This window comes from Pseudoduganella sp. SL102, from assembly GCF_027856995.1.
Classification (GTDB): Bacteria; Pseudomonadota; Gammaproteobacteria; order Burkholderiales; family Burkholderiaceae_D; genus Rugamonas; species Rugamonas albidiflava.
In genome coordinates, this window is record NZ_CP115554.1 from 5,961,849 (window position 1) to 5,987,022 (window position 25,174).

Consider the following 25,174-nt stretch of genomic DNA (forward strand, 5'->3'; position numbering starts at 1 on the left):
ACCGACAACCATCTTTTAAATAAACTTATCCCAAAGATCAGGACGGCATTATGGATCTGCTGGAAAAGCATTGCCACTCGTATCGTCTATTTAAACCGCCGACATCCTGCCAATTGCCCCTTGAGCCTCAACGGCTCGACGATTATTTTCTCAGCATACCTTCTGGCCTCCCTCTCGCTATCAGCAGCATAAAGGTCATGCTTATCGAAAAAATCTATCCACGAAAACTTCGCGTCCGAAGATGCAAGGCTGACTTCCTTCGCTATCCGAGTGTGCCAATCTGCATCGCCTAGCATCCTCACATACAGATCCCTGCCCTCATCTTCAGTAAGGCCAAGATCGGCTTTGTAAACAGAACCCATCAAGCCATCAAGCAGTTTATATTTGCTCAAATGTCTCACCGAAAAAATTGTAATAGTTTCCGACTGAGCCCGCTGATCAGCACAATACCGTTATCGTTGCTGAATGTGATCACTCCAGATTGCACATATTGTGAGCCAGTGTGAAGATCTCACCAGCACCAATACATTTTCGTTGACTGCCAAGGAATGATGATTGGTTCGCTGCCGCCAGCAATCTGGAATCACGGCCAGCGTTAACGGTCCCTTCTTATGAGTCGACAGCCAAGAGATAAAATCCCGCCTTCCAACCGCAACGAATCCATGCTCTGAACATACCACTGGACAGCAGAATCGGAAGCATCCTCGCGCAAGTAAAGCCGGAGAATATCGTATACGAAATACGTATCGATCATTTCCATACGCTGGGGCTCAGGAATTCTCATGAATTCATCGAAAGTCGGGTACCTTATCGCACCGGTAAAAGGTGGATGGAATTCGCCGGTAATGTCATCATCACGTTTCAATTCTTTGACACATTCTGTGTATATTGGCTCAAATCGCTCGGCGAACTCATCACCCGGGGACGTCAGAGTAAAATCGACCCTGCCGCCCGAACGTCGCCCATAGCCTGATTCCGAAAAGGTAATGGCCTTACTTTCGACTTCGCGCCCGAAAACAGAAAATTTAATTCGGACCAATATCAATCAGCAGTGAGAGTCGGAGCAGATCAACATTACCAGGCTTCCTCGATTGATCGTTCTGGGCAAATGCACGGATATATGAAAACGACATCTTTAACAATGGGATAGATATTCTGTTAGACATATCCATCCTTCAGGAGCCTAATGATTCGTTCATTCAACATTCATTCTCGCTACGACTTTCCATAGCGCGGATCAGAGCGGAGCGCTGTTAGTAACTCATCCCAAGAATTTCTGCGGACCGAAAATGGCTGTTCCTTTATTTCATTTTCGTAGGCTATTGATGCTGCACGAACGAATGCATTGAATCTCTCAGCACATTGCTCTACGAGAGAAATGAATGACATTCCTCCATCATCGACAGGGCTATAGATCTCTTCTCGAACGTCTTCTTCCGAGTCGTTAAAATTCGGTCGAATTTTTTCAATGATGTAATCGAAATCTATCGAACTCAACGACACACCATTTTTCTCCGTCACCAAAATTGCACCGGCCATTTTTTCACCTCAAAATAATTATTTTCGACTGCAACTCGGGTGGTTGTTTACTTATAATATCCATTAATAAACCCTGGTTATGAGGCGTCAAGAACCTCATATCTAATGGTACAATATCCGCTTTGTTCAGGTGCAAGCCGAGTTGCTCAGAGAATCTAGCAGTATTTTTCGCGAAAAAATTATTTATCTTTCCTGCTTGAGCCATGCTATCCGGAGTAAGCATAAAGTCGACAGTTTTCCCGGCATTTGGGCCAGACGTAAAGATAAAATCACCTGGAGTACCTGGCAATGCCCTTTCCAAATTCCCTTTCATGTAATTCTGGAGTTCAGCTGCCGCGCCAGCCTCCCCCGGCCGTATCCGCCCAACAGCAGGATCAATCATATTCAGGCGTTTGAACTCGCCAAGATTCACCGCATCTCGAGCCGCAATCATTTGTGGACCGTTGATAACCTCAACAACCTCAACATTGCTGCTTTTCGTATTGGAAGATGCCCCTCGCCCACCGCCTGGCACGGGTTCCCCCATCGCCATGGGAACCGAATTATTCGGCCGCGCCTGCAACTGCGGATGAGCAAGCAGCCGCCCCTCGTTCGCGCTCACCCACCGTGCAAACCGCTCCCCCAGCGCCCGGCTCTGCCGGAGCTTCTGCACCAGCACGGCAATATTCCCTCGGCCCACCGTGAGATAAGCCACCAGTGCCGTCAGGATGGCCGTCACCATAAGGACATGGCCTTGGGCCATGTGCCACGCGGCGGCAGAAACATTGCCTGTCGGCAGAGCGGCACTGTTCCCGATGTCGCGCCGGTTGTCGGGTACGGCGCCCCAGGCTTCAAGGAAGCCTCGCTGGTAATGCTCCATTGCGTCTGGAAACATTGCACAGAGCCCTACGGCCAGCTCTTTCAGGCCCAGCAAAGTCAGCACCCAGATGCCGACTTGGGAGCCGGCCGCGGTACCGGCGATCGCACCCGGCACGGCGCCAACGCCTAACGCAAGACTGCCGACAGCGCCACCGACGACGGCACCGGCGACCACGGAGCCGCCGTAGTACAGGGCGATTTCCTTGCAGGCGGCGATCAGGATCTCCCAAACATCGGAAAGATCGATACCGGACAGCTGTTCCACCACGAGCCGTTTTGCCATGGGCCCGGATTGCTCGAGGGCTTGTCGCACCCTTTCGACCCGGGCTACACCCGCAAGCACCTGGTTGCTGTAGCTGACGAAGGTGCGTTCGCCGGGCCGCCCCATGGTGTCGTAGACGCGGCCGGCGGCAGCGCCGGCGTTCGTACTCAGCCATTGCTCGGCCCGCTCCAGCTCCCGCCAGAAGTGCACTTGCTCTTTATTATCCAGTAACAAGCCTGACTCCTCGGTCGTCACGCCTGGTGAGTGAGCGGCCGCGGCCGGTCAATGCTGAGGCATGGGATGTATCAGAACGAAAATAATATCATGAGCACAACAGCTGAAGATCGACTGGACTGGTGGGAATGCGCTGTTTCTGCGGCTACGGCACAGGGCGAAAGCTGATGGTGTGAGGTGAGGACAAATCAGGCACGAGGGGACGCGTCGCCACACATGGGAAGTAGCGGAAGACGGCCAGAAACAACAAGGGCCACTCAAAGAGTGGCCCTTATCGTTAATTCTTCTGGTCGGGGCGAGAGGATTCGAACCTCCGACCCCTTGCACCCCATGCAAGTACGCTACCAGGCTGCGCTACGCCCCGACGAGAGCCCGGATTATAGCAGAGGGGTTTGAGTTTTTGCCATGCGAATTTGCATCCAAGAAGTCTTGCCGAACGGCACCGATGCGCCGTGCGCGAAAGGCCGGGACAGCGCTAGAATCCGGCAATGACGACTTCACTCTCTTCCACTCAGCTCGACCGCGCTGCCGGCTTGATCCGCCGGGCGGACGCGCTCATCGTGGCCGCCGGCGCCGGCATGGGCGTCGATTCCGGCTTGCCCGACTTCCGCGGCAACGAAGGCTTCTGGCGCGCCTACCCTGCCCTCGGCGCGGCCGGCATTGCTTTCACGACAGCCGCCTCGCCCGCCACGTTCAGGGAAAATCCAGCGCTGGCCTGGGGCTTCTATGGCCACCGTTTGAACCTCTACCGCGACACGGTCCCGCACGAGGGGTTCCAGTTGCTGAAAAGCTGGGCCGGGCGCATGCCGCACGGTTATCACGTCTTCACCAGCAATGTCGACGGCCAGTTCCAGAAAGCCGGCTTCGACGCGGACAGGATTTACGAATGCCACGGTTCGATCCACCACCTGCAGTGCCTGGAACCGTGCGGCGACGCGATCTGGGAAGCGCGCGATTTCGCGCCCGAGGTCAACGAAAAAGCCTGCGAACTGACGAGCGAGGCGCCCCGCTGCCCGCATTGTGGCGGCATGGCGCGCCCGAACATCCTGATGTTCGGCGATTGGGGCTGGATCGAGCAGCGCAGCGAGCGGCAGGCGGCGCGGCTGGCGCGCTGGCTGGAGAAGGTCGAGCGGCCCGTCGTCATCGAATTGGGCGCCGGCACGGCGATTCCCTCGGTACGGCACTTCAGCCAGGAGGTGATACGGCGCGGCGGGCGGCTCGTGCGGATCAATCCGCGCGAGCCGGAGGTGCCGACGCCGCTGGATGTGGGGCTGGCATCCGGCGCGCTCGAGGGCCTGCTGGCCATCGCGGCGCGCCTGTGACCTGGCCTGTCAGCGACGAATGAGCCTTAAACGAAGCGGACGGCGATGTCGCTCAGGCCATCCACGTGGCCGACCAGGGTCTGGCCACGCTGCACGGCGCCCACGCCTTCCGGCGTGCCCGTGAAAATCAGGTCGCCCGGCTGCAGGGTGAAATAGGTGGAGAGGTTGGCGATCGTCTCGGGGATCGACCAGATCATCTCGTCGACATGGCCGGATTGCTTCGTGGCGCCATCGACCTTCAGGGTGATCGCGGCGGCTTCGATGCCCGTCACCGTGGCGGCCGGGTGCAGCGTGCCGACGGGCGCGGAAAAGTCGAAGGCCTTGCCGATTTCCCAGGGCCGGCCGGCATCCTTCATCTTGCCTTGCAGGTCGCGGCGCGTCATGTCGAAGCCGACCGCATAGCCGAAGATGTGCGCTGCCGCGTCTTCCACGGCGATATCGGCGCCGCCCTTGCCGATCGCCACCACCAGTTCGCACTCGTAGTGGAAATTGTCCGTCCGCGGCGGGAACGGCAGCTCGGCCGTACTACCCGGTGCCACCGCCACCACGGCGTGGACGTCACCCGGCTTGCTGAAGAAGAATGGTGGTTCGCGGCTCGGGTCCGAACCCATTTCGCGGGCGTGGCCGGCGTAGTTGCGGCCCACGCAGTAGACACGGCGAACGGGGAAACGGGCATCGCTGCCGTCGATGGCCAGCGCTGCCGCCGGGTGCGGAGGAAAAACGTAGTCGGTCATGGTGCTTTCGTGATGGGATGTCAGGTAAACAGCAGGGCCCGCAGCGCCAGCCGGAACGATTCGGTCAGCACGTCCGGGTCCATGTCCGGGTTGTGCACGGCGCGCACGGGCAAGCCCTGGAACATGGCAATGATAGCGTTCATCCGCCCGTCGAGCACGGCGTCTTCCACGGACAGGCCATGGCGCTGGCGCCCCACCTTCAGGATCACACGGAACAGTTCGCGCGTGCGGCGGTCCGCGTCGCGCGCCACGGCGGCGATCTTCGGATTGCGCGACGCTTCGGCCGTGATTTCCAGCGGCAGGATCCACGTCTGCGGGTCGAGGTCGTCGCGCACGCTGCGCGGCACTTCATCGAGCAGCGCCTGCAGCGGGTCTTCCTTCAGCTCGAAACCGCGCATCAATGCCGACACGCGTTCGACGTTTTCTTCGACGAACGCGGCAATGATCGCGTCCTTGCTGTCAAAGTAGTTATAGATGTGGCCGGCGCTCATGCCGGCGGCCTTCGAGATCTCGGCCATGCTGGCGCCATGGAAGCCGCTGCGGCCGAAGCATGCGGCGGCCGCGTCGAGTACCTGGCGGCGCCGGTGGCGCGCCTTTTCGGGATCGTGATGACGTTTTTCGGTAGTGCTCATACTGCCTTTCAGGGGCGCTGGCGGCACGGCGGGTCGCTCGACAACGGCGTGGCAAATAAAAGTGATGGATTTTCGTGCCAGGCTAGGCGCAAATGCCCCGGGATAGTTACTTATCCCGGGGTATTTGCAACAACGCCTGGCGCGGAAAGCCGCGCTTTTATGCCATGATCAGTTGTCGAGCGACCGGCCTATGGCTGGCAGCCCCGGTTTGTCAAACGGATCGCCCGTGCACCGGCACGGATGCTATCATTTTCTACGACCGCCACTTGCGCAAGGATGACCATGTCAACCAGGACCTCACGCACGATCGAAATGCGGCCGGCGGAAGCCGCCGACCAGGTTTTCATGGAAGTGCTGTTCGCCAGCACCCGCACCGCCGACCAGCGGATGGGGGCTTGCGACGCCTCCACGGAGGCCCTGCTGATGGCCCTGCAATTCCGCGCCCGGCAAACGCAGCTGCATGCGTACTATCCGTATGCCGACGTGGCCATCATCGTCGAGCGCGAGCGGCCGATCGGCGCGCTGCACGTCAACTACGGCTCCGACGAAATCCGCATCCTCGACCTCAGCCTGCTGCCGGAGTGCCGCAGCCGCGGCATCGGCCTGGGGCTGCTGCGCAGCCTGCAGGCGCAGGGCGTGCGCATGCGCGTGCCCGTGCGGCTGGACGTCCTGCCCGGCACCCGTGCCCAGCGCCTGTTCCAGCGCTGCGGCTTCACGCTCAACGGAGCCAACGGCCTGTATCTCTGCATGGAGTGGATGCCGGCGTTGCTGACCTGACGGCTGTTCAGCCGCGGCCCAGCCTTTGCGGCGCGTAGCGGCTGCTCATCATTACTACCCCAGACCAGGATCAGGGGTCCGACCCGCCGGGTCGGACCCCTGGTTCATGCCGTTGGGTCAGTTGCCGTCAACGGCTCGCTGGCCTTATTGCCAGCCACCACCAAGTACTTTGTAAAGAGTAACTTGGTTCGACGCCTTCGCCAGCCGCGCACTGATATACGTCTGCTGGGCCGCGTACAGGTTGCGCTGCGATACCAGCGCGTTCAGGTACGATTCCGCACCCTTCTGGTAACGCTGCTCGTGGATACGGTAGCTCTTGCCGGAAGCTTCCACCAGCGCGGCCTGCGACGCCACGCGCTCATCGATCGTGCCGCGCTGGGCCAGCGCATCCGACACTTCGCGGAAGGCCGACTGGATCGCCCTTTCGTACTGCGCCAGCGCGATATCCCGGTTGGCCCTGGCCAGGTCCAGGTTGGCCTGGTTGCGGCCGCCGGCGAAGATCGGCAGGTTCAGTTGCGGGATGAACGACCACGTGCCGGCACCCGCCTTGAACAGGTTCGACAGGTCGCCGCTGGCGGCACCGGCCGATGCCGTCAGCGAAATGCTGGGGAAGAACGCGGCACGGGCCACGCCGATATTGGCGTTGTTGGCCTGCAGCGTGCGCTCGGCGGCCAGCACGTCCGGGCGGCGCTGCAGCACTTCGGAAGGCACGCCTTCCGGCAGTTCCGCCAGCTGCGTCACCGATTGCAGCGCGCCTTGCGGCAGCAGCTCGGCAGGCACCGGGGCGCCGGCCAGCAAGGCCAGCGCGTTCTGGTCCGCCGCCACCTGGGCGGTGTAGACGGCCACGTCGCTGCGCGCCGTTTCCACGCTGGTCTGCGCCTCATACATGTCCAGGCCCGAGGTGGCGCCCGCTTCGAAGCGGCGCTTGCTGAGCTCATAGCTGATCTGCTGGCTCTTCAGCGTGTCCTGCGCCAGGCGCAGGCGCTCCTGGTCCGCCGCCAGGGTCAGCCAGGCATTGGCTACTTCGGCCACCAGACTGATCTGCTGCGAACGGCGCGCCTCTTCGGTGCCCAGGTATTGCTGCAGCGCGGCTTCGGACAGGTTCTTCACCCGGCCGAAGAAATCCAGCTCGAAGGCTGGAATGCCCAGGCCCGCCGAATACTGGCGCGAGATATAGGCTTCGCCGGTCGCCGACGAGTTGGCCGGCACGCGCTGGGCCGTCTGGCCCACGCTGGCGTTCACGTTCGGCACGCGATCGGCGCGCTGCACGCCGTACTGGGCGCGCGCGGCTTCGATATTGAGGATCGACACGCGCAGGTCGCGGTTATTGGCCAGCGCCAGTTCGACCAGCTTTTCCAGCTGTTCGTCGGCGATGAATTCGCGCCATTGCACGTCATACGCGCCCTTGGCATCCGCGGAGGCCGCGGATGGCTGGTATGCGTCGCCCTGCGGCCACGCCGGGGTTACCGGTGCCGCGGGCCGTTCGTACGTCGGCGCCAGGCTGCAACCGGCCAGCAGCGCGGTCACGGCCAGGGTAATCAGAGTCTTGGTCATTTCTCTACTTCCTTAAACAGTGGTGCCGGCGGCGGGCTGCGCGTTCTTCGCCGCTTTCGACGCGAACATGCTGCGCACCATCACGAAGAACACCGGCACGAAGAAGATGCCGAGGAACGTGGCCGACAGCATCCCGCCCAGCACGCCCACGCCGATCGCGTTCTGGCTGCCGGAGCCGGCGCCGCTCGCCAGGGCCAGCGGCAGCACGCCCAGGCCGAAGGCGATCGACGTCATCAGGATCGGGCGCAGGCGCAGCTTCACCGCTTCCAGCGTGGCCTCGCGCACGTCCATGCCGCCTTCCTGCAGTTCCTTGGCGAATTCCACGATCAGGATCGCGTTCTTCGCCGCCAGGCCGACCACGGTCAGCAGGCCCACCTGGAAGTACACGTCGTTCGCCAGGTGGAAGCCCCACGTGGCGATCACGGTACCGATGATGCCCAGCGGGATCACCAGCAGCACCGAGAACGGCACCGACCAGCTTTCATACAGCGCGGCCAGGCACAGGAACACGATGAGGATCGAGATCGTGTACAGCAGCGGCGTCTGCGAACCGGATTCGCGTTCTTCCACCGACAGGCCGGTCCACTCGTAGCCGATGCCCGGCGGCAGTTGCGCGATCATCTTTTCCACTTCGGCCATGGCCGCGCCGGAGCTCACGCCCGGCGCCGGGCTGCCCTGGATGTTCACGGACGACAGGCCGTTGTAGCGTTCCAGGCGCGGCGATGCGTAGATCCACTCGCCGGTGGCGAAGGCCGAGAACGGCACCATCTCGCCGGCGTTGTTCCGCACGAACCACTTGCCCAGGTCTTCCGGCACCATGCGCGAATCCGCCTGGCCCTGCATGAACACCTTCTTCACGCGGCCGCGGTCGATGAAGTCGTTCACGTACGACGAGCCCCAGCCGACCGACAGCACGCGGTTCACGTCCGCCACGGCCAGGCCCAGCGCCGTCGCCTTCTGCTGGTCGATCGTCACCTTGTACTGCGGCGTATCTTCCTGGCCGTTCGGGCGCACGCCCACCAGTGCCTTGTTCTGCGCGGCCATGCCGAGCAGCTGGTTACGCGCCGCCATCAGCGCGGTGTGGCCCACGCCGCCCACGTCCTGCAGCTGCAGGTCGAAGCCGGAAGCGTTACCCAGTTCGATCACCGCGGGCGGCGCGAACGAGAACACCATCGAATCGCGCAGCTGCATCAGCGCGCCCATGGCGCGGCCGGCAATCGCGCTGACCTTGTTTTCATCGCCCGAACGCTCGGACCAGTCCTTCATCCGCACGAACGCGATACCGGTGTTCTGGCCATTGCCGCCGAACGAGAAGCCGGCCACCGCGAACACGGAAGCGACATTGGCCTTTTCCTGGTTCATGAAGTAGTTTTCGACCTTCTCGATCGTTTTCAGCGTGCGTTCCTGCGTGGCGCCGGTCGGCAGCTGGATCTGCGTGAACAGCACGCCCTGGTCCTCTTCCGGCAGGAACGAGGTTGGCAGGCGCATGAACACCACGGCCAGCACGGCCAGCAGCACGGCGTAGATGATCATCGACGGCGCGCGGCGGCGGATCATGCCGGCCACCACGCCCTGGTATTTATCGGTACTCTTCTCGAACGTGCGGTTGAACCAGCCGAAGAAGCCGCGGTTGGTCAGGTGATGGCCCTTCTCGACCGGCTTGAGGAACGTGGCGCACAGCGCCGGCGTGAAGATCATCGCCACCAGCACGGACAGCACCATGGCCGACACGATCGTGATCGAGAACTGGCGGTAGATCACGCCGGTGGAGCCGCCGAAGAACGCCATCGGCACGAACACGGCGGACAGCACCATGGCGATACCGACCAGCGCGCCGGAGATCTGGCCCATCGACTTCTTGGTCGCTTCCTTCGGCGACAGGCCTTCTTCCGTCATCACGCGTTCGACGTTTTCCACCACCACGATCGCGTCGTCGACCAGCAGGCCGATGGCGAGCACCATCGCGAACATGGTCAGCGTGTTGATCGAGTAGCCCAGCGCGGACAGCACGGCGAAGGTACCCAGCAGCACCACCGGCACCGCCATCGTCGGGATCAGCGTGGCGCGGAAATTCTGCAGGAACAGGTACATCACGAGGAACACCAGCACGATCGCCTCGATCAGCGTCTTGACCACTTCCTCGATCGACAGCTCGACGAACGGCGTGGTATCGAACGCCACGACGGCCTTCATGCCTTTCGGGAACAGCTTGCTCATTTCCTCGACCTTGGCCTTCACGGCTTCGGCGGTGTCCAGCGCGTTGGCGCCGGTGGCCAGCTTCAGGGCGATACCGGTGGCCGGCTTGCCGTTGAAGCGCGCCACGGTGGCGTAGTTCTCGCGGCCCAGTTCCATCTTCGCCACGTCGCGCAGGTGCACGGTGGCGCCGTTTTCCTGCGTCTTGAGCAGGATCGCGCCGAACTGCTCGGCCGTCTGCAGGCGGCTCTGCGCCGTCACGGTGGCGTTCAGCTGCTGGCCCGGCACGGCGGGCGCGCCGCCCAGCTCACCGGCGGAAACCTCGGCATTCTGCGCCTGCACGGCGGTGATCACGTCGGCCGGCGTCAGTTGATAGCTGGTCAGCTTGGTCGGGTCGAGCCAGATGCGCATCGCATACTGGGAACCGAACAGCGTGACGTCGCCCACGCCCTCCACGCGCGACAGCGGGTCGAGCACATTGGCCGCCACGTAGTCGCCCAGGTCGGCCTGGTTCATGCTGTTGTCTTCGGACACGAAGCCCAGCACCAGCAGGAAGTTCTTGGTGGCTTTCGATACCACCAGGCCCTGCTGCGTGACGGCGGTGGGCAGCAGCGGCGTGGCCAGCTGCAGCTTGTTCTGCACCTGCACCTGCGCGATGTCCGGGTTGGTACCGCTCTTGAACGTCAGCGTGATACCGATGCCGCCGGTCGAATCGGACGAGGAGCTCATGTAGCGCAGGCCGTCGATACCCTTCATCTTCTGTTCGATGACCTGGGTGACCGCGTCTTCCACGGTCTTCGCGGAGGCGCCCGGGTACGAACCGGAAATGGAAATCGAAGGCGGCGCGATGCTCGGATACTGCGCGATCGGCAGGCTCCAGATCGCGAGGCCGCCCGCGAGCATGATGACGATGGCGATCACCCACGCGAAGATGGGGCGATCGATGAAAAATCTTGCCATGAAATGGACTCCTGCTTAGTGGGCCGCGGCGGCCGGCTTGGCGGCGGCGGTGTTTGCCGCGGCCGGTGCCACGACGGCGGGCGCGCCCGGCTTCACCTTCTGGATGCCTTCGACGATCACGCGGTCGCCGGCGGCCAGGCCGGATTTCACCAGCCACTTGTCGCCCAGCGTGCCGGTGGTGGCGATCACGCGCTGCTCGACGATGCCCTGCTGGTTCAGCACCAGCGTGGTGGCTTCGCCTTTCTGGTTGCGCGTCACGCCCTGCTGCGGCACCGCGATGGCCTGCTCGTTCACGCCGTTCTCGACGATGGCGCGCACGAACATGCCGGGCAGCAGGTCATGCTTCGGATTCGGGAACAGCGCACGCAGCGTGACGTTGCCGGTACCCGGATCGACCGCCACGTCGGCGAATTGCAGCTTGCCTGCCTGCGCATAGGTGGAACCGTCGGCCAGCTTCAGCGTGACCTTGCCCTCGGCCTTCTTCACGCCGCCGCCTTCCAGCGATTTCTTCAGGCGCAGCAGGTCTTCGGACGATTGCGTGACGTCGACATAGATCGGGTCCAGCTGCTGCACGGTGGTCAGCGCGGTTTCCTGGCCGGCCGTCACCAGCGCGCCCGGGGTCACGTTCGAACGGCCGATGCGGCCCGAGATCGGCGCATGCACCCTGGTGTATTCGACATTGATGCGGGCCGTCTGCAACTGCGCCTTCGCCGATTCCACGTCGGCGCGTGCCTGCGCCTCGGCGGCCACCGCGTCATCGTAGTCCTGGCGGCTCACGCCTTCGATCTCCACCAGCTCCTTGTAGCGCTTCACTTTCGGGCCGGCCGTCAGCAGGTTCGCCTCGGCGCGTGCCAGCGCGGCCTTGGCGGCGCTGAACGTGGCTTGATAGGCGGCCGGATCGATCTGGTACAGCTGGGTGCCGGCCTTCACGTCGGTGCCTTCGGTGAACAGGCGCTTCTGCACGATGCCGGCCACCTGCGGGCGGACTTCGGCGATCTGGTAGGCGGACGTGCGGCCCGGCAGTTCAGTGATGACCGGCAGCGCTTCGGCCTTGACGGTGTAGACGGACACCTGCGGCGGCGGCATCTTGCCGCCCGGCGCGCCGGCCTGTTGCTGCTTGTCGGAGTCGCAGCCGGCGGTCAGCGCCGCCGCGCATGCGAGGAAAAGGATGCCGGCCGAACGCAGCGGCGGGCGGGAGAGCGAGTTGTTCATAAAGACTGAACCTTCTGATTTTGAGGGGGGTGCTCGGTAGAATGAACGATCATTCTAATACAAATTAGAATCCTACGCATTAACTGACTTTAGAGTCATGAGTCAAAGGGAGCGCTAACAAGCGTTGCCAGAAATCGGGGACAGTCCCCCGTGTTGTTTTGCAACCAGCTCAACAGTTGATGCTTCCCGGCATCTTCGGCGAATGTGGCCGAAGAAGAAATCGGGGACAGTCCCCCGTGTTGTTTTGCAACCAGCTCAACAGTTGATGCTTCCCGGCATCTTCGGCGAATGTGGCCGAAGATGCGCTAATACCGCCGAACGCCTCGGCTGAGAATGTTGCCAAAAATCGGGGACTGTCCCCGGTGTTGCCCGGTGTTGTTTTGAGACCAGCTCAGCAGTAAAAACAAAAAAGCCTCCCAGCCGGTGGCGGGGAGGCTTTTTGCGGAGAGACGGCCGGATCAGGTCGTCGTGGTCGGCGGCACGTAGGGCACGAACGTCATCGTGACGTTCTGCAGGTAGATGCCGGTGGTCGCTTCGAAGCCGGAGTCGATGCCGAGCAGCACCCAGACCTTGCCCTCGCCATCGGTCTTCACCCGGATGCCGGTGTTGTTGGTGACCAGTTTCGATGCGTAGGTCTGCTTGCCGTCGCAAGGCAGGCCGTTGGCGATGTTCCCCAGCATCATCGAGGCGGCGCCCGGCGCGGCCTGATTGCCGTGGTCGATGTTCAGGCGGGTGTCGCCGTTGGTGGTCACCGGTTTCGGTTCGGTCGGCGAAGCCGCCGCGATCACCCAAACCGATTCGCCCGGCGCGCCGCCGACACCCATGCAGCCGGAGTGCGCGTTACTGAGCAGGTTCATCGACGGGACCGTGAACGTGTACTCGGTATTCACCGCCAGGCCGGTGATCTGCTTCTTCACGTACAGCAGCAGGTCGTCGCTGCGGTTGGTGCCGCTGATGAAGTAAGCCTTGGTGTCCTTGTAGGTGGCGCCGTACTGGCTGATGTCGCGCAGCTCGAAGACGACATTGGCCGGCGCGGTCTCGGTGGTGTAGTCGCTCGATTCGCCGGTCCAGCCGCCGGTTTCCACCTTGAAGTCCTGCGTCACCAGCACCGCGCGGGCGGTGGGCGTGGTGCCGCCTGTGGACGTGCCCGCGGGATCGTCGTCGTCACCGCCGCAGGCGGCCAGCAGGGCCAGGGTCGCTACCGACAAAGCGGCTTTCCAGGTACGGGTCATTGCGTGATCTCTTTTCTGTGCAGGGGAACGGAGGCAACATTTTAGAAAGGAATAAGCAACTCGTGTGATCTATTTGTAACGAGTTGTACGGGCGCCCCCGGCGCCCCTGCCTGATCCCTTCCTGATTCATTACTTCCAGTCGCCGCGCAGCGCCAGCACTTCCTCCTGCAGCCGCTCCGGCGTGGCCGCATGCGGTTCCACCGGCACACCCACCGCCAGCGCGAGGCGCGAACGCAGGCCCTTGCGGAAGGCGCGCTCGAACACGTTGTCCTGGCTGCGCGACAGCAGGTGGCCCCACAGCCCGCGCAGCGCCATCGGGATCACCGGCACCTGCGAGCGCTCGATGATCTTGGCGATGCCACCCTTGAATTCGTTGATCTCGCCGGTCGTCGTCAGGCGCCCTTCGGGGAAGATGCACACCAGTTCCCCCTCGTGCAGCGCGCGGGCGATGTCCACGTAGGATTTCTCCAGCAGCCACGGGTCTTCCTTGGCGGGCGCGATGGGGATCGCCTTCCCGGTGCGGAAGATCCAGCCCAGGATCGGGGTCTTGAAGATGCGGTGGTCCATCACGAAGCGGATCGGCCGCGGGCTGGCCGCCATGATCACGACGGCGTCGACGTAGCTGACATGGTTGCAGACCAGTACCGCGGCGCCCTCCTCCGGAATGCGGCCAGGCTCGATCACCTTCACCTTGTGCACCGTGTGGATCAGCAGCCAGGCCAGGAAGCGCATCAGGAATTCCGGCACCAGCGAGAAGATATAGACGGCCACGATGCCGTTCATGATGGCGGTGGCCAGGAACAGTTCCGGGATCGTCAGGCCCTGCCCCAGCAGCAGGATCGCCACGCCGGCCGCGGCCACCATGAACAGCGCGTTCAGGATGTTCATGCCGGCGATCGTGCGCGACAGGTGCTTCGGATCGCAGCGCAGCTGGATCAGCGCGAACAGCGGCACGATGAAGAAGCCGCCGAACACGCCGATCATCACCACATCGAACACGATGCGCCAGCTGCCCGGCTGCGCCAGCATGGCCATCGCATCGACCGACGCCGCGGGCGCGGCATAGCCCTGGCTGGCGAAATACAGGTCGATGCCGAACAGCGACAGCCCGATCGAGCCGAACGGCACCAGGCCGATTTCCACCTTGCGCCCGGAAAGCTTCTCGCACAGCAGCGAGCCGGCACCGATCCCCAGCGAGAACACCGTGAGCAGCAGCACGAACACGCTGTGATCGCCCTTCAGGTACGTCATCGCGTACACCGGGAACTGCGCCAGCACCATCGCGCCGTAGAACCAGAACCACGAGTTGCCCAGCATCGACAGGAAAACGGTGCGGTTGCCGGCCGAGTACTTCAGGTTGCGCACGGTTTCCGCGAACGGGTTCCAGTTGATGCGCAGGTCCGGCGCCGGTGCCGGCGTGACGGGAATCCGGTAGCTGGCCAGCAGGCCCAGGACCGCGAAGCCGACGGTGCCGGCGGCCACCACCGGGATGCCCAGGCCGGCATGCATCACCAGCACATCGCCGAACACCTGCCCGAGCAGGATGCCGACGAAGGTGCCCATCTCCACCATGCCGTTGCCGCCGGTGAGTTCCTCGGGTTTCAGCTGTTGCGGCATGTACGAATACTTGACGGGGCCGAACAGCGTGGAGTGCGTGCCCATCGCGAACACCGCCAGCACCAGCAGCCACAGGCTGTGCGTCATCCATCCCAGCGCGGCGACGCCCATGATGGCGATCTCGGCCCACTTGACGAAGCGCACCAGCCGCGACTTCTCGAACTTCTCGGCGATCTGGCCGGAAGTGGCCGAGAACAGCACATAGGGCAGGATGAACAGGCCGGGGATCAGGTTCGTCACCATCGATGGCGACAGGGTCGTCCAGCTGGCGGCGTCGAACGTGAGCACGACGATCAGTGCCGTCTTGAACAGGTTGTCGTTGAAGGCGCCGAGGAACTGGGTCCAGAAAAATGGCGCGAAGCGGCGTTGGCCGAGCAGCGCGAACTGGCTGGTGTGCTGCGTGGCAGCGGGAGTTGTCTGGCTCATGGGCAGGCAGGGAATCGATCGAACCGACAACATACCGCACATCGCCGTGGACAACAACACACCGGCGCTCGCGCCGGCGCCCAGGCCTGGCTAGCCGAGTGGCAGGCGGATCGCAATGCACGTGCCGCCGCCGTCTTCGCCGCCGCTGCCGATCGAGAAGCTGCCGCTCACCGCGTGCACGCGCTCGCGCATGCCGGCGATGCCGATGCCGTCGGTGCGCACCCCCGGCAGGCCCACGCCATCGTCGCACACTTCGATGTCCAGCGCGTCGCCATGCCGCGCCAGCGCGACACTTGCATGGCGCGCCCCCGCATGCTTGACGATGTTCGACAGCGCTTCCTGGATGATGCGGTAGGCGGAAATCGCCAGCTCCGGCTCCACGCCCGCCATGTCGCCTTCGATGCGGCAATCGAAACGGCAGTCCGGCTGGCTGTCGCCGACCTGGCGCACCATTTCCTCGACGGCTCCGCGCAGGCCCAGCATGTCGAGCACTTCGGGCCGCAGCCGCCGCACGAGCGCCCTGCCATTGTTGTACAGCCCCAGCGCCAGCTGCGTCACGGAGGTGGCGCGGCGCGCGATTTCCTGCGCCACCTCCGCCGGTGCGGCCTGCCCCGCGAGCGACGCAATGCGCTGCGATTCCAGGCGCACGGCGATCAGCGAGGCATTCAGTTCGTCATGGATTTCCAGCGCGATGCTCTGGCGCTCATGTTCCACCGCCGTGTTCAGCCGCCGCAGCAGCCGGCGCTTCTCGGCATCCGCGTCGCGCAGCGCCTGCATGGAAGCCTGCAGCGACGTATCGAAACCTTCCGACAGGCGCCAGGCCAGCGCGCCGCACAGCACCAAGCCGAGCGCGGCGGCCAGCAGTTCGAGGCGGAAGCGCGCCGCCTGGCGGGCCAGCATCGCATCCGGCGTCATCCGCACCTGCACGTAGCCGACCGTTTCAAAAGCTGGCCGTTGTGTACCGTTCGCGGCGCCGAATACCACGCGGCCATCCGGTGCCCGCATGTTCAGCCACACCAGCCGCTTCAGGACGGCCGCCTCGTAGTAGCGGCCTTCCGGCGCCCCCGTGGCGCGGCCGCGTAGCCGCACCAGTTCGCGGCGCCGCGCATCGAACAGGGCGACTTCGCGGATCGCGGGGTCCGTTTGCAGCACGCCGCGCACGCTGCGCCGCAGTTCATTGTACTGGCCCGAGATCACCGCGTACTCGCTGCTGTCGGCCAGCACCCGCGCCAGCAGCGTGCCCCGCTCGGCCAGTTCGGCGCGCACTTCGTCCTGGCGCGACTGGTAGCTGAACCACAGCAGCGACAGGCACAGCGCCACCAGCGGCGCCAGCGTGATCGCCAGCAGCCGCGTGCGCAGGTTCCAGCAAAGGCGCCAGTGCCGGCGCAGGAAGGCCAGCATCAGGCTTGCAGCAGGCCGTAGCGCACGGCCAGGCGCGTGATGTCGGCGGCGCGGTGCACGCCCAGCTTGTCCTTGATCGCCTGGCTGGCGTTGCTGATCGTCTTCGACGATACCGACAGCCGGTCGGCGATTTCCGCATTGGTCAGGCCTTCCGCCATCAGCGTGAAGATTTCCAGCGCACGCTCGTCGAGCACCGATTGCGGCGACATGTCGCCCTGTACCGACAGGCTGGCGAGCCGCTCGGCGATGCGGGGCATGAAGTACAGCGCGCCCGCATGCGCGCGGCGCACCGCCGCCGCCAGCTCCTCGGGGTCGCAATCCTTGGTGATGAAGGCGCGCGCGCCGATCCGGTAGCACTCCTTGATCAGGCTGTCCTGGTCGAATTGCGTCAGGAACACGATGCGTGCTTCCGGCTCGCGCTCGAGGATGGATCGCGCCACGTCCAGTCCCGTCAACGCTTCGCCGAAGCGGATGTCCAGCACCAGCACGTCCGGCCGCAGCGCCGCATGCTGCTCGAGCACCTCGTCGGGACTTTTCGCCTGCGCCACCACGTCGATGTCCGGCCCCGCCAGCGACATCGCGAAACCGGTCATCACGATCGGGTGGTCATCCGCCAGCATCACCCGGATGCGCGCTTCCCCTGCCTTCTTCACTTTCCACCTCCACGCAATCGTATCTGCTCACAGGCAGAAGCATAACATTCCACACGATTACTCGTTAACCCCTTCCATTTTTGCCATTACATGGAATAGTATACTTCCAACACGTAGCAAAAACCTCTACCAACCATGGCAAGGAGAATGGCATGAACTTCGTCAGTCAACGCAGGAACCCCACCGGTATCGCCGTCGTCGTGCTGCTGCACGTGCTTGCCGGGTTTGTCGCCCTGCAGAATTCCACGGTGCTGGTCGGCCGTACGCCGCCCGGCGTCGTCGACCTGATTCCGGTGGACCAGACGCCGCCACCGCCGCCCCCGCCGCCCGTGCCGATGCCCGATCTGGTGCAGCCGCCGACCACCACGATCGCCGTGCCGGAGTTGCCGAACGATGTGTTCCAGCCCACGGACCAGGTGCCGATGGCGACGCGTCCGGCCAGCGAACCGGCGCCGCCGGCCACCGCGTCGACGGGCACGGCGGCGCAGCAGCCGGCGGAGCCCGCACCCAGGGCGCCCGTGCGGGTGGCGGCGGTGGTCGATGCGAAAGCCTGCGCGCGGCCCGAGTATCCGCGCAGCGCGCTGCGCAACGGCGACACCGGCACCGTCACGCTGGCGCTGCTGGTCGGTACGGATGGCCGGGTGGCCGAATCGAGGGTGGAGAAATCGAGCGGCGTGCGCGACCTGGATCGCGCCGCCCAGGCGGGGCTGTCGCTGTGCCGCTTCCAGCCCGGCACGGTGGATGGGGTGCCCCAGCAGTCCTGGACGCGGATGGACTACGTGTGGAGCCTGGAAGACTGAAGGGATGCCGGCCGCGCGGTGGCGCGGCCGGCATGAATCACGGCTTGCGCGATCACGGCTTGCGCGCCACCAGGTTGATCAGCGTTTCCTCGCGCACGGCGCGCGGCTTGATGCGGAACACGCGCTCCAGCAAGCCCAGGTCCTCGCGGCTCCACCACAGGAACGGGTACGACACGGCGCTGTCCGGCACGTCGAAGCCGGCGCCGCGCACCATCGCCAGGTATTCCGGCGCGGTCTTCTGCACGTCCATCGGGTGGCGGAACAGCAGCCGGATGATCCATGAATGGATGTAGCGGCGCGTCGATTCCGCGAACAGCAGCACGCCGCCCGGCTTGAGCACGCGGAAGAATTCCGCGATCGCCCGTTCCTGGTCGATCAGGTGGTGGAAGGTCTGGTGGCAGAACAGCAGGTCCACCGACGCATCGGGCATGGCGATGTTCGAGCTGGAACAGCAGATGAATTCGGCCGGGATGCCATGTACCGCCACCTCCATGCCGGACGCCTCGATCATCTCGGGGTCGATGTCCATGCCGATCAGCCGCTTCGGCGCGAAGCGCGCGTGCAGCTTCGGCAGCGAGCGGCCATAGCCGCAGCCCACGTCGGCCACCACGTCGAAGCGCGTGCGGCCGGCCGGCATCAGGCGGCCGAGGTCCTCCAGCGCGCGCTCCAGCACGTGCACGGTCCACGTCTCGGTGCGCAGGAACCACTTGCCGAACTCCGTTTCCGGCACGTGCGGGTCGGTGGGCAACGGAGCCGGCTGCATTTTCGGTGGCTGAACATCCATACAATTTTCCTCAAATTTGATGCGGGCGGGCCCGCGCTGACCAATCTATAATGCAGCCCGTTTTTATGTGAAGCCACCAACGTGCCGATCCGACCACTCTTCTGTTTCATCCTTGCCGCCGCCGCGCACCTGGCACATGCGGGCGAGGAGCCTGCGCCGGCCGCGCCGGCACCTATCCCATCGGCGCCGGTTTTTACATCTTCTGCGCCGGCTCCCATTCCGTCGGCGCTGGCCGCGCCGGCACCTATCCGTTTCCTGCTCAGCTTCGACGACGGTCCGAGCGGTTCGCGCGGCGACAACTCCACCGCGCGGGTGCTCGACACCCTGGACCATAACGCCGTCCAGGACGGCATAAAGGCCGTGTTCTTCACGCAAACCCGCCACTGGCACGGCGGCGGCACCGAGACCGGCCGCGCGCTGATCCGGCGCGAGCACGCCGCCGGCCATGTCGTGGCGCTGCATTCGGCCACCGCGCTGCACGCGAACCACCGCTTCATGGCCGCGCCGGAACTCGACGAGTCGCTGCGCCGCGGCGTGGACGACCTGCGCGAGCTCACCGGCAACGCGCCGCGCCTGGTACGCCCGCCGTTCTGGGCCTACGACGCCGCCACGCTGGAGGGCTACCACCGCCATGGCCTGCGCATGCTGCTGACGGACCTGAACGCCAACGACGGCAAGATCTGGGGCGTCAACTTCAGCTGGCACAAGCGTTCCAACATGCTCAGGATGCTGGCCGACACCCGCGCGCGCTGGGCCGCCGGCACCATGCAGGTGGTCGATGGCCACACGCCGGTCATCGTCACCTTCCACGACGTGAATACCTACACGGCGCGCAACCTCGAGGTCTACCTGCGCATCCTCGTCGACGTGGCGCGCGAACTCGACATGCCCGTCGCCGCCAAGCCGTTCTACGACGCCCACGATGCGCTGGAGCGGGCCGCGCTGGCCAGTACCGTGAACAGCGCCGCCGAACATCCGCGGCTGCCGGGCTTGTGGAACTGGCTGTGGCAGTAGCCTCCTACCGCCCTGGTGTCTGACACTATTTTCTGGGCGGTTCCCAGAGAACGGTGTCAGACACTGCTGCCGTTAAGTTAAGTGTTACCCGACACATTGAGAGCGCATGCATTCACCCCAACAGCGAAGGGCGGGGGTCAGACCCGCCGGGTCTGACCCCGGACTTTGCACTTGGGGTTTGCTTAACCAAGCGGCATACGTGTCAGACACCAGCGACCTCACAAGTCCACGATTTGCAACCGGGGCACATCCGCCAGCGGCACGGCGCTGCACACCACCACCGACAATTCATCGTGCGGCAACGCATGCGTGCCGCCCGCTTCCACGCTTAGCTTGATGCGCGCTTCCTGCGTACTCCACGCCTCATAGAACGCATCGACCCGCGCGCCATCGGGCAGCGCGGCAAGCCGCGCGCAAGTGGCCGCGTCGAACGCCTGTTCGGCCAGCGCAGCGACATCGCGCGCGGCATCCTTCATTTCAATATCCAGCCCCAGCGCCGTAGCGAAGCTGACCGCACAGCCGACCCAGGGCCCGCTGTGCGACACCGACAGTCCCGGCAGCGGCACCGCCGGCGCGACCAGCCACGGTGCCCGCCCAGGCGCGCCGCCCAGTTCCACCGTGTCCGGTGGCACATCGAGCAGCGTGCCGATGGCGATCCGCAGCAGCGCCCGCGCGGCGATGAACTGGCGGCGGCGCGCTTCGCGCACGAAGCCGCGTTCCCGCTCGCCAGCGCCCAGCCAGCGCCCGTATTCGTGCAGCCGCGCTTCGTCCAGCCCGTCGCAACGGGCCAGCCACACGTGCGCGGCTGCCGTCACTTACTTGGCCAGCTTGACGAAATCGCCCTTCAGCGCCACGCCGCTGACGATATTGCCGTCATGGCATTCGAATTCCGTCTGGCTCGACATTTCCTTGTGCTTGTAGTTGCTGACGATGTTCACCACCGCATCGGCGCCCACCGAGTCGGCCTTCTTCTTCAGTGCCAGCATCGCCGACAGGAAGGCCCAGTGGCAGGCTTCCTCGGGCGACTTGCCCACGCTGTTGGTCTTCTGGCTGGTGCTGTCGGACGTGATCTTCGAGGCCACTTTCGGGGTCTTCTGGTCGCCGAAGTAGAACTTCACCGTGTCGCCCAGGCGGCCCTTCGCATCGTTGCTGTTCAACGCGTTCTCGATCGGCACCATCATCGCGCGATCGGCCGCGGTGGCCGGCAGGGAGGCAGCGACGGCGCTTGCCGCCAGGACCATCGTCAACATTGCTTTTTTCATTTTTCTTCCTTTGTTGTGGTGAGTGAACTTTGAATTGTTTTCAGGGGCGCTTGAAGATCAGCGACGTATTGATGCCGCCGAACGCGAAATTGTTCGACATTACGTAATCGCACCGCAGCGCGCGGCCCTCGCCGACGATGTAGTCGAGTGCCGCGCATTGCGGATCGACGCCATCGAGGTTGATGGTCGGCGCGAACCAGCCTTCGCGCATCATCTCGATGCTGATCCAGGCTTCCAGCGCACCGCAGGCGCCCAGCGTGTGGCCCATGTAGCTTTTCAGTGAACTGATCGGCACGCCGCCGCCGAACACCTGTTGCGTGGCCTGCGATTCGGCCACGTCGCCCTGGGCGGTGCCGGTGCCGTGCGCGTTGATGTAGCCGATCGCGGACGGTTCCAGCCCGGCTTCCTCGAGCGCCAGCAGCATCGCCGTCTTCATCGTTGCCGCGTTGGGCTGCGTCACGTGCACGCCGTCGCTGTTGGTGCCGAAGCCCACCAGCTCGGCGTGGATCGTGGCGCCGCGCGCCAGCGCATGCTCGCGTTCCTCCAGCACCAGCGCGCCGGCGCCTTCGCCGATCACCAGGCCGTCGCGCTGCGCATCGAACGGCCGGGGCGACGTGTGCGGCGCATCGTTGCGCGTGCTGGTGGCGAACAGCGTGTCGAACACGGCCGCCTCGGTGGCGTCGAGTTCCTCGGCGCCGCCGGCCAGCATGGCTGTCTGCGCGCCGCTCTTGATCGCTTCATACGCGTAGCCGATGCCCTGGCTGCCGGAGGTGCAGGCCGACGACGTGGTGTACACCCGCCCGGTCATGCCGAAGAACACGCCGATGTTGACCGGCGCGGTGTGCGCCATCATCTTGATGTAGGTGGTGGCGTTGATGCCTTTCGTGGTGCGGTCTTCCATCATGCGGCCGAAGTCGCCGATGGCGCTGGGCGTACCGGCCGAGGAACCGAAGGACACGCCCATCCGGCCCGAGGTCAGCAGCGGATGGTCGAGCAGGCCGGCGTCGAGCAGCGCCAGTTCGCTGGCGCGCGTGGCCATCAGCGCCACGCGGCCCATGCTGCGCGTGGTCTTGCGGTTGTAGCGCGCGGTGAGCTCGAACGGCGCGGCCGGCGCGCCCAGGTTCGTGTTCAGGCCTTCATAGCTGGCCCACTGTTCCATCCGCACGATGGCGTTGCGGTACTCGCCCAGCCGCTGGCGCACGCTGGCCCAGTCGTTGCCGATCGGGCTGATGCCGGCCATGCCGGTGACGACGACGCGGCGGCTCATGCCAGGCCACCGTTGACGGAAATAACTTGCCGGGTGATGTAGCCGGCATCCTCGCTCATCAGGAAGCTGACGGCGGCGGCCACCTCTTCCGGCCTGCCGACACGGCGCGCCGGGATCATCTTCAAGGCTTCCTCCATGGGCACATCGCTCGTCATGTCGGTATCGATCAGGCCGGGCGCCACGCAGTTCACCGTGATCGCGCGCTTCGCCAGTTCCAGCGCCAGCGCCTTGGTGGCGCCGATGATGCCGGCCTTGGCGGCGCTGTAGTTGACTTGCCCGCGGTTGCCGACCAGGCCTGACACGGAAGCCAGGGTGACGATGCGGCCCGGCTTGCGGCGCTGCACCAGCGGCATCACCAGCGGGTTCAGCACGTTGTAGAAGCCATCCAGGTTCGTGCGCAGCACGAGATCCCAGTCTTCGCCGGACATCGCCGGGAAGGCGTTGTCGCGCGCGATGCCGGCGTTGGCGACCACGCCGTAGTAGCAGCCATGTTCGGCGATGTCCGCCTCCAGCGCAGCGGCGGTGGCGGCGCGGTCGCTCACGTCGAACTGCAGCACACGCGCCGGGTTTTGCGAACCCGGGTTCATGGCGGCGATCTGCGCGGCCACCGCCTCGGCTTCGTCGCGCCCGCTGCGGCAATGCAGCACCACGTCGTAACCGTCGCGCGCCAGGCGCAGCGCGATCGCCTTGCCGATGCCGCGCGACGAACCCGTCACCAGCACACTGGGCGGCGTGGCCGCGGGCTTGCCCATGGGCGCATTGTTAAGTTGATCCGTACTCATACCGCTGTTCCACCTGAAAGAAACTCATTGACATTGTCGGGCTGGAATACCGTCACGGTAGCCGTGGCCACGGTATTCCCCCCTGCGTCGATCCTGCATTCGAACGCGCCCAGGCCGTTGTCGCCCTGCAGCGCGCGGTGCGCGTGCACGTGCAGCACGCTGCCCACGTCGAACGCGGGAACGCCCGCCTCATACTTGCGCGACCCCAGCAGGAAGCCCACCTTGACGGCGTCGCCGCGGCGCCGCGCCAGCCAGCCGGCATGCGCCGCGATGGCCTGCGCCATGTACTCGATGCCGACCCAGGCGCCGACGGCCGTGCCGTCGCAGAACATGCTGTCCGGCCGGATCACCACCTCGGCGCACAGGTCGTCTTCGCCGACGCTGACGACACGGTCGAGCAGCACCATCTGGCCGGAATGCGGAAGGATGTCGGCGACCGGTGGAAGGGTCGCCGCATCCTGCGCCGGCGGCGCCGCGCGCCCCAGCACCAGTACCGCGTTCGAACCGCCGAACGCGAAGGAATTGCTCATCACATGGCGCACTGGCCGGCCCAGCGTGGCGCCCACCGGCACCAGGTTCAGGGCCGGCAGCGCCGCATCCGGCACGCCATCCCACAGGTGCGGTGGCAGCGCGCCGCGGTCGTTGTCCGGCTGCAGCGCCAGCCAGCACAGCGCCGCCTCGATCGCCGCCGCCGCGCCCAGCGTGTGGCCGGTGAACGGCTTGGTCGAACTGGCCGGCACTTCGCAGCCGAACAGCCCGGCGATCACCTTCGATTCCATCGCATCGTTCTGCGGCGTGGCGGTGCCGTGCATGTTGATGTAGTCGATGTCGGCCGGTTGCAGGCCGGCGCGCCGCAGCGCGTCGAGCATGGCGATGCGCGCGCCGCCGCCGGCCGGATCGGGCGCCGACATGTGATGCCCGTCGGACGATTCGCCCCACCCGGCCAGCGTCACCGCCGCCGGCTCGCGCGTCAGCAGGAACAGCGCGGCGCCTTCGCCGATATTGATGCCGTCGCGGTTGGCGCTCATCGGGTTGCAGCGCGCCGCGCTGACCGATTCCAGCGCGGAAAAGCCGGCCACCGTGAAGGTGCACAGCGAATCGACGCCGCCCGTCAGCACCGCGTCGCACAGGCCCATGCGGATCAGCCGCGCGGCGCTGGCCATCGCCTTGGCGCTGGACGAGCAGGCGCTCGAATGCGCGTATGCCGGCCCGGCGATGCCCAGCTCGTCGGCCAGCAGTGCCGCCGGCGAGCCCATTTCCTGCTGCCCGTAATGGAAGCCGGGCGCCAGCTCGCCATGCGCGGCGCGGTGCATCAGCGCCTTTTCCGTTTCGGCGATGCCGGACGTGCTGGTGCCGATGATGACGCCCACGCGATCGGCGCCGAAGCGCGCCACGGCCGCGTCCACGGCCGGCCGGATCTGCGCCAGCGCGGCCAGCGCCAGTGCGTTGTTGCGGCTGCGCTGCGCCGGCGGCAGGTGCGCGACCGGCGGCAGCGCCGCGCGCACCTGGCCCAGCGGCAGCTCGCGGCCCGGCGAGCATTCGGTGGCGGGCAGCGTGCCGGGCGTGCCGGCGAACAGGTTCGCCCGCACCTCTGCGAGGCCGGTGCCCAGCGCGCACACGATGCCGCACTCGTTCAGGTAGACGTTCATTGCACTCATT

Annotated in this window: 22 protein-coding genes, 1 tRNA gene and 1 pseudogene; 4 read left to right on the forward strand and 20 right to left on the reverse strand. The window is 64.8% G+C overall.

What is annotated here, in order from left to right:
* Window positions 1–86: 86 nt before the first annotated feature.
* The 4 genes from OU994_RS25200 to OU994_RS25215 all read right to left on the reverse strand — a co-directional run bounded on the left by OU994_RS25200 (window position 87) and on the right by OU994_RS25215 (window position 3,257).
* The gene (locus tag OU994_RS25200; RefSeq protein ID WP_281608163.1) at window positions 87–392 is read right to left on the reverse strand and encodes a hypothetical protein; all 306 of its coding nucleotides are present in this window, start codon (window positions 390–392) and stop codon (window positions 87–89) included.
* An 823-nt stretch (window positions 393–1,215) separates the two neighbouring features.
* Window positions 1,216–1,539: a hypothetical protein gene (locus tag OU994_RS25205; RefSeq protein ID WP_281608164.1), complete on the reverse strand. Its 324-nt coding sequence runs from the start codon at window positions 1,537–1,539 to the stop codon at window positions 1,216–1,218.
* Window positions 1,540–1,543: 4 nt separating this feature from the next.
* On the reverse strand, window positions 1,544–2,893 hold the full coding sequence (locus OU994_RS25210; protein ID WP_281608165.1) for a DUF6861 domain-containing protein: 1,350 nt from the start codon (window positions 2,891–2,893) through the stop codon (window positions 1,544–1,546).
* A 287-nt stretch (window positions 2,894–3,180) separates the two neighbouring features.
* Window positions 3,181–3,257: transfer RNA gene (locus tag OU994_RS25215), tRNA-Pro, on the reverse strand.
* Between the two features lie 124 nt (window positions 3,258–3,381).
* On the opposite strand from OU994_RS25215, the gene OU994_RS25220 reads away from it, so the two are divergent.
* On the forward strand, window positions 3,382–4,215 hold the full coding sequence (locus OU994_RS25220) for a Sir2 family NAD-dependent protein deacetylase (RefSeq protein WP_281608166.1): 834 nt from the start codon (window positions 3,382–3,384) through the stop codon (window positions 4,213–4,215).
* A gap of 26 nt (window positions 4,216–4,241) precedes the next feature.
* Here the strand turns inward: OU994_RS25220 and OU994_RS25225 are convergent, their stop codons facing one another.
* A complete protein-coding gene (locus OU994_RS25225; RefSeq protein WP_281608167.1) occupies window positions 4,242–4,949 on the reverse strand; it encodes a fumarylacetoacetate hydrolase family protein in 708 nt (235 codons plus the stop codon).
* Window positions 4,950–4,969: 20 nt separating this feature from the next.
* Window positions 4,970–5,581 (reverse strand): TetR/AcrR family transcriptional regulator, encoded by a 612-nt coding sequence (locus tag OU994_RS25230; RefSeq protein ID WP_131144541.1) that lies wholly within the window; start codon window positions 5,579–5,581, stop codon window positions 4,970–4,972.
* 282 nt (window positions 5,582–5,863) lie between these two features.
* Between OU994_RS25230 and OU994_RS25235 the strand changes: the two genes are divergently transcribed.
* Entirely contained in the window at window positions 5,864–6,358 is a 495-nt protein-coding gene (locus tag OU994_RS25235; RefSeq protein WP_281608168.1) for a GNAT family N-acetyltransferase, read from the forward strand.
* 144 nt (window positions 6,359–6,502) lie between these two features.
* Here OU994_RS25235 and OU994_RS25240 read toward each other — a convergent pair whose 3' ends face one another.
* The 7 genes from OU994_RS25240 to OU994_RS25270 all read right to left on the reverse strand — a co-directional run bounded on the left by OU994_RS25240 (window position 6,503) and on the right by OU994_RS25270 (window position 17,606).
* Window positions 6,503–7,912, reverse strand: a complete 1,410-nt coding sequence (locus tag OU994_RS25240; RefSeq protein WP_281608169.1) for an efflux transporter outer membrane subunit — start codon at window positions 7,910–7,912, stop codon at window positions 6,503–6,505.
* A gap of 12 nt (window positions 7,913–7,924) precedes the next feature.
* Window positions 7,925–11,065 carry an efflux RND transporter permease subunit gene (locus OU994_RS25245; protein WP_281608170.1) on the reverse strand — a complete coding sequence of 1,047 codons (3,141 nt, stop codon included), beginning with the start codon at window positions 11,063–11,065 and terminating at the stop codon, window positions 7,925–7,927.
* 15 nt (window positions 11,066–11,080) lie between these two features.
* Window positions 11,081–12,277, reverse strand: a complete 1,197-nt coding sequence (locus tag OU994_RS25250; protein WP_281608171.1) for an efflux RND transporter periplasmic adaptor subunit — start codon at window positions 12,275–12,277, stop codon at window positions 11,081–11,083.
* Window positions 12,278–12,735: 458 nt separating this feature from the next.
* Entirely contained in the window at window positions 12,736–13,509 is a 774-nt protein-coding gene (locus tag OU994_RS25255; RefSeq protein ID WP_281608172.1) for a hypothetical protein, read from the reverse strand.
* A gap of 129 nt (window positions 13,510–13,638) precedes the next feature.
* Complete coding sequence (locus OU994_RS25260) at window positions 13,639–15,552, reverse strand: MFS transporter (protein ID WP_281608173.1); 1,914 nt, start codon at window positions 15,550–15,552, stop codon at window positions 13,639–13,641.
* 90 nt (window positions 15,553–15,642) lie between these two features.
* Complete coding sequence (locus OU994_RS25265) at window positions 15,643–16,953, reverse strand: ATP-binding protein (RefSeq protein WP_281608174.1); 1,311 nt, start codon at window positions 16,951–16,953, stop codon at window positions 15,643–15,645.
* Window positions 16,953–17,606 (reverse strand): response regulator transcription factor, encoded by a 654-nt coding sequence (locus OU994_RS25270; protein WP_281608175.1) that lies wholly within the window; start codon window positions 17,604–17,606, stop codon window positions 16,953–16,955. Before OU994_RS25270 ends, OU994_RS25265 begins: the two co-directional genes overlap by 1 nt.
* A gap of 152 nt (window positions 17,607–17,758) precedes the next feature.
* Between OU994_RS25270 and OU994_RS25275 the strand changes: the two genes are divergently transcribed.
* Window positions 17,759–18,406: an energy transducer TonB gene (locus tag OU994_RS25275; protein WP_281608176.1), complete on the forward strand. Its 648-nt coding sequence runs from the start codon at window positions 17,759–17,761 to the stop codon at window positions 18,404–18,406.
* Window positions 18,407–18,458: 52 nt separating this feature from the next.
* On the opposite strand, the gene OU994_RS25280 is transcribed toward OU994_RS25275, so the two are convergent.
* Window positions 18,459–19,190: a class I SAM-dependent methyltransferase gene (locus OU994_RS25280; protein ID WP_229420719.1), complete on the reverse strand. Its 732-nt coding sequence runs from the start codon at window positions 19,188–19,190 to the stop codon at window positions 18,459–18,461.
* Window positions 19,191–19,271: 81 nt separating this feature from the next.
* Between OU994_RS25280 and OU994_RS25285 the strand changes: the two genes are divergently transcribed.
* Window positions 19,272–20,204: a polysaccharide deacetylase family protein gene (locus OU994_RS25285; RefSeq protein ID WP_281608177.1), complete on the forward strand. Its 933-nt coding sequence runs from the start codon at window positions 19,272–19,274 to the stop codon at window positions 20,202–20,204.
* 218 nt (window positions 20,205–20,422) lie between these two features.
* On the opposite strand, the gene OU994_RS25290 is transcribed toward OU994_RS25285, so the two are convergent.
* From OU994_RS25290 to OU994_RS25310, 6 genes and pseudogenes are all read right to left on the reverse strand, one after another.
* Window positions 20,423–21,019 carry a 4'-phosphopantetheinyl transferase superfamily protein gene (locus OU994_RS25290; protein WP_281608178.1) on the reverse strand — a complete coding sequence of 199 codons (597 nt, stop codon included), beginning with the start codon at window positions 21,017–21,019 and terminating at the stop codon, window positions 20,423–20,425.
* Window positions 21,020–21,466, reverse strand: coding sequence for an excinuclease ATPase subunit (locus OU994_RS25295; RefSeq protein ID WP_131144531.1), 447 nt, complete (start codon window positions 21,464–21,466; stop codon window positions 21,020–21,022).
* Between the two features lie 40 nt (window positions 21,467–21,506).
* On the reverse strand, window positions 21,507–22,733 hold the full coding sequence (locus tag OU994_RS25300) for a beta-ketoacyl-ACP synthase (RefSeq protein ID WP_281608179.1): 1,227 nt from the start codon (window positions 22,731–22,733) through the stop codon (window positions 21,507–21,509).
* Window positions 22,730–23,515 carry a 3-ketoacyl-ACP reductase FabG2 gene (locus OU994_RS25305; protein ID WP_281608180.1) on the reverse strand — a complete coding sequence of 262 codons (786 nt, stop codon included), beginning with the start codon at window positions 23,513–23,515 and terminating at the stop codon, window positions 22,730–22,732. Before OU994_RS25305 ends, OU994_RS25300 begins: the two co-directional genes overlap by 4 nt.
* Window positions 23,512–24,003 (reverse strand): 3-hydroxylacyl-ACP dehydratase, encoded by a 492-nt coding sequence (locus tag OU994_RS31795; RefSeq protein ID WP_373922630.1) that lies wholly within the window; start codon window positions 24,001–24,003, stop codon window positions 23,512–23,514. Before OU994_RS31795 ends, OU994_RS25305 begins: the two co-directional genes overlap by 4 nt.
* Window positions 23,992–25,164: pseudogene (locus OU994_RS25310) on the reverse strand (beta-ketoacyl-ACP synthase); the annotation flags it as partial. The pseudogene OU994_RS25310 and the gene OU994_RS31795, both read right to left, overlap by 12 nt.
* Window positions 25,165–25,174 lie beyond the last annotated feature (10 nt).

Bases quoted from the DNA above. Each gene is read 5' to 3' on its own strand.
- OU994_RS25265 (WP_281608174.1), bottom strand. From the start codon at position 16,953: ATGCTGGCCTTCCTGCGCCGGCACTGGCGCCTTTGCTGGAACCTGCGC.
- OU994_RS25205 (WP_281608164.1), bottom strand. From the start codon at position 1,539: ATGGCCGGTGCAATTTTGGTGACGGAGAAAAATGGTGTGTCGTTGAGT.
- OU994_RS25235 (WP_281608168.1), top strand. From the start codon at position 5,864: ATGTCAACCAGGACCTCACGCACGATCGAAATGCGGCCGGCGGAAGCC.
- OU994_RS25240 (WP_281608169.1), bottom strand. From the start codon at position 7,912: ATGACCAAGACTCTGATTACCCTGGCCGTGACCGCGCTGCTGGCCGGT.
- OU994_RS25245 (WP_281608170.1), bottom strand. From the start codon at position 11,065: ATGGCAAGATTTTTCATCGATCGCCCCATCTTCGCGTGGGTGATCGCC.
- OU994_RS25305 (WP_281608180.1), bottom strand. From the start codon at position 23,515: ATGAGTACGGATCAACTTAACAATGCGCCCATGGGCAAGCCCGCGGCC.
- OU994_RS25230 (WP_131144541.1), bottom strand. From the start codon at position 5,581: ATGAGCACTACCGAAAAACGTCATCACGATCCCGAAAAGGCGCGCCAC.
- OU994_RS25280 (WP_229420719.1), bottom strand. From the start codon at position 19,190: ATGGATGTTCAGCCACCGAAAATGCAGCCGGCTCCGTTGCCCACCGAC.
- OU994_RS25220 (WP_281608166.1), top strand. From the start codon at position 3,382: ATGACGACTTCACTCTCTTCCACTCAGCTCGACCGCGCTGCCGGCTTG.
- OU994_RS25275 (WP_281608176.1), top strand. From the start codon at position 17,759: ATGAACTTCGTCAGTCAACGCAGGAACCCCACCGGTATCGCCGTCGTC.
- OU994_RS25225 (WP_281608167.1), bottom strand. From the start codon at position 4,949: ATGACCGACTACGTTTTTCCTCCGCACCCGGCGGCAGCGCTGGCCATC.
- OU994_RS25250 (WP_281608171.1), bottom strand. From the start codon at position 12,277: ATGAACAACTCGCTCTCCCGCCCGCCGCTGCGTTCGGCCGGCATCCTT.
- OU994_RS25260 (WP_281608173.1), bottom strand. From the start codon at position 15,552: ATGAGCCAGACAACTCCCGCTGCCACGCAGCACACCAGCCAGTTCGCG.
- OU994_RS25300 (WP_281608179.1), bottom strand. From the start codon at position 22,733: ATGAGCCGCCGCGTCGTCGTCACCGGCATGGCCGGCATCAGCCCGATC.
- OU994_RS25255 (WP_281608172.1), bottom strand. From the start codon at position 13,509: ATGACCCGTACCTGGAAAGCCGCTTTGTCGGTAGCGACCCTGGCCCTG.
- OU994_RS25295 (WP_131144531.1), bottom strand. From the start codon at position 21,466: ATGAAAAAAGCAATGTTGACGATGGTCCTGGCGGCAAGCGCCGTCGCT.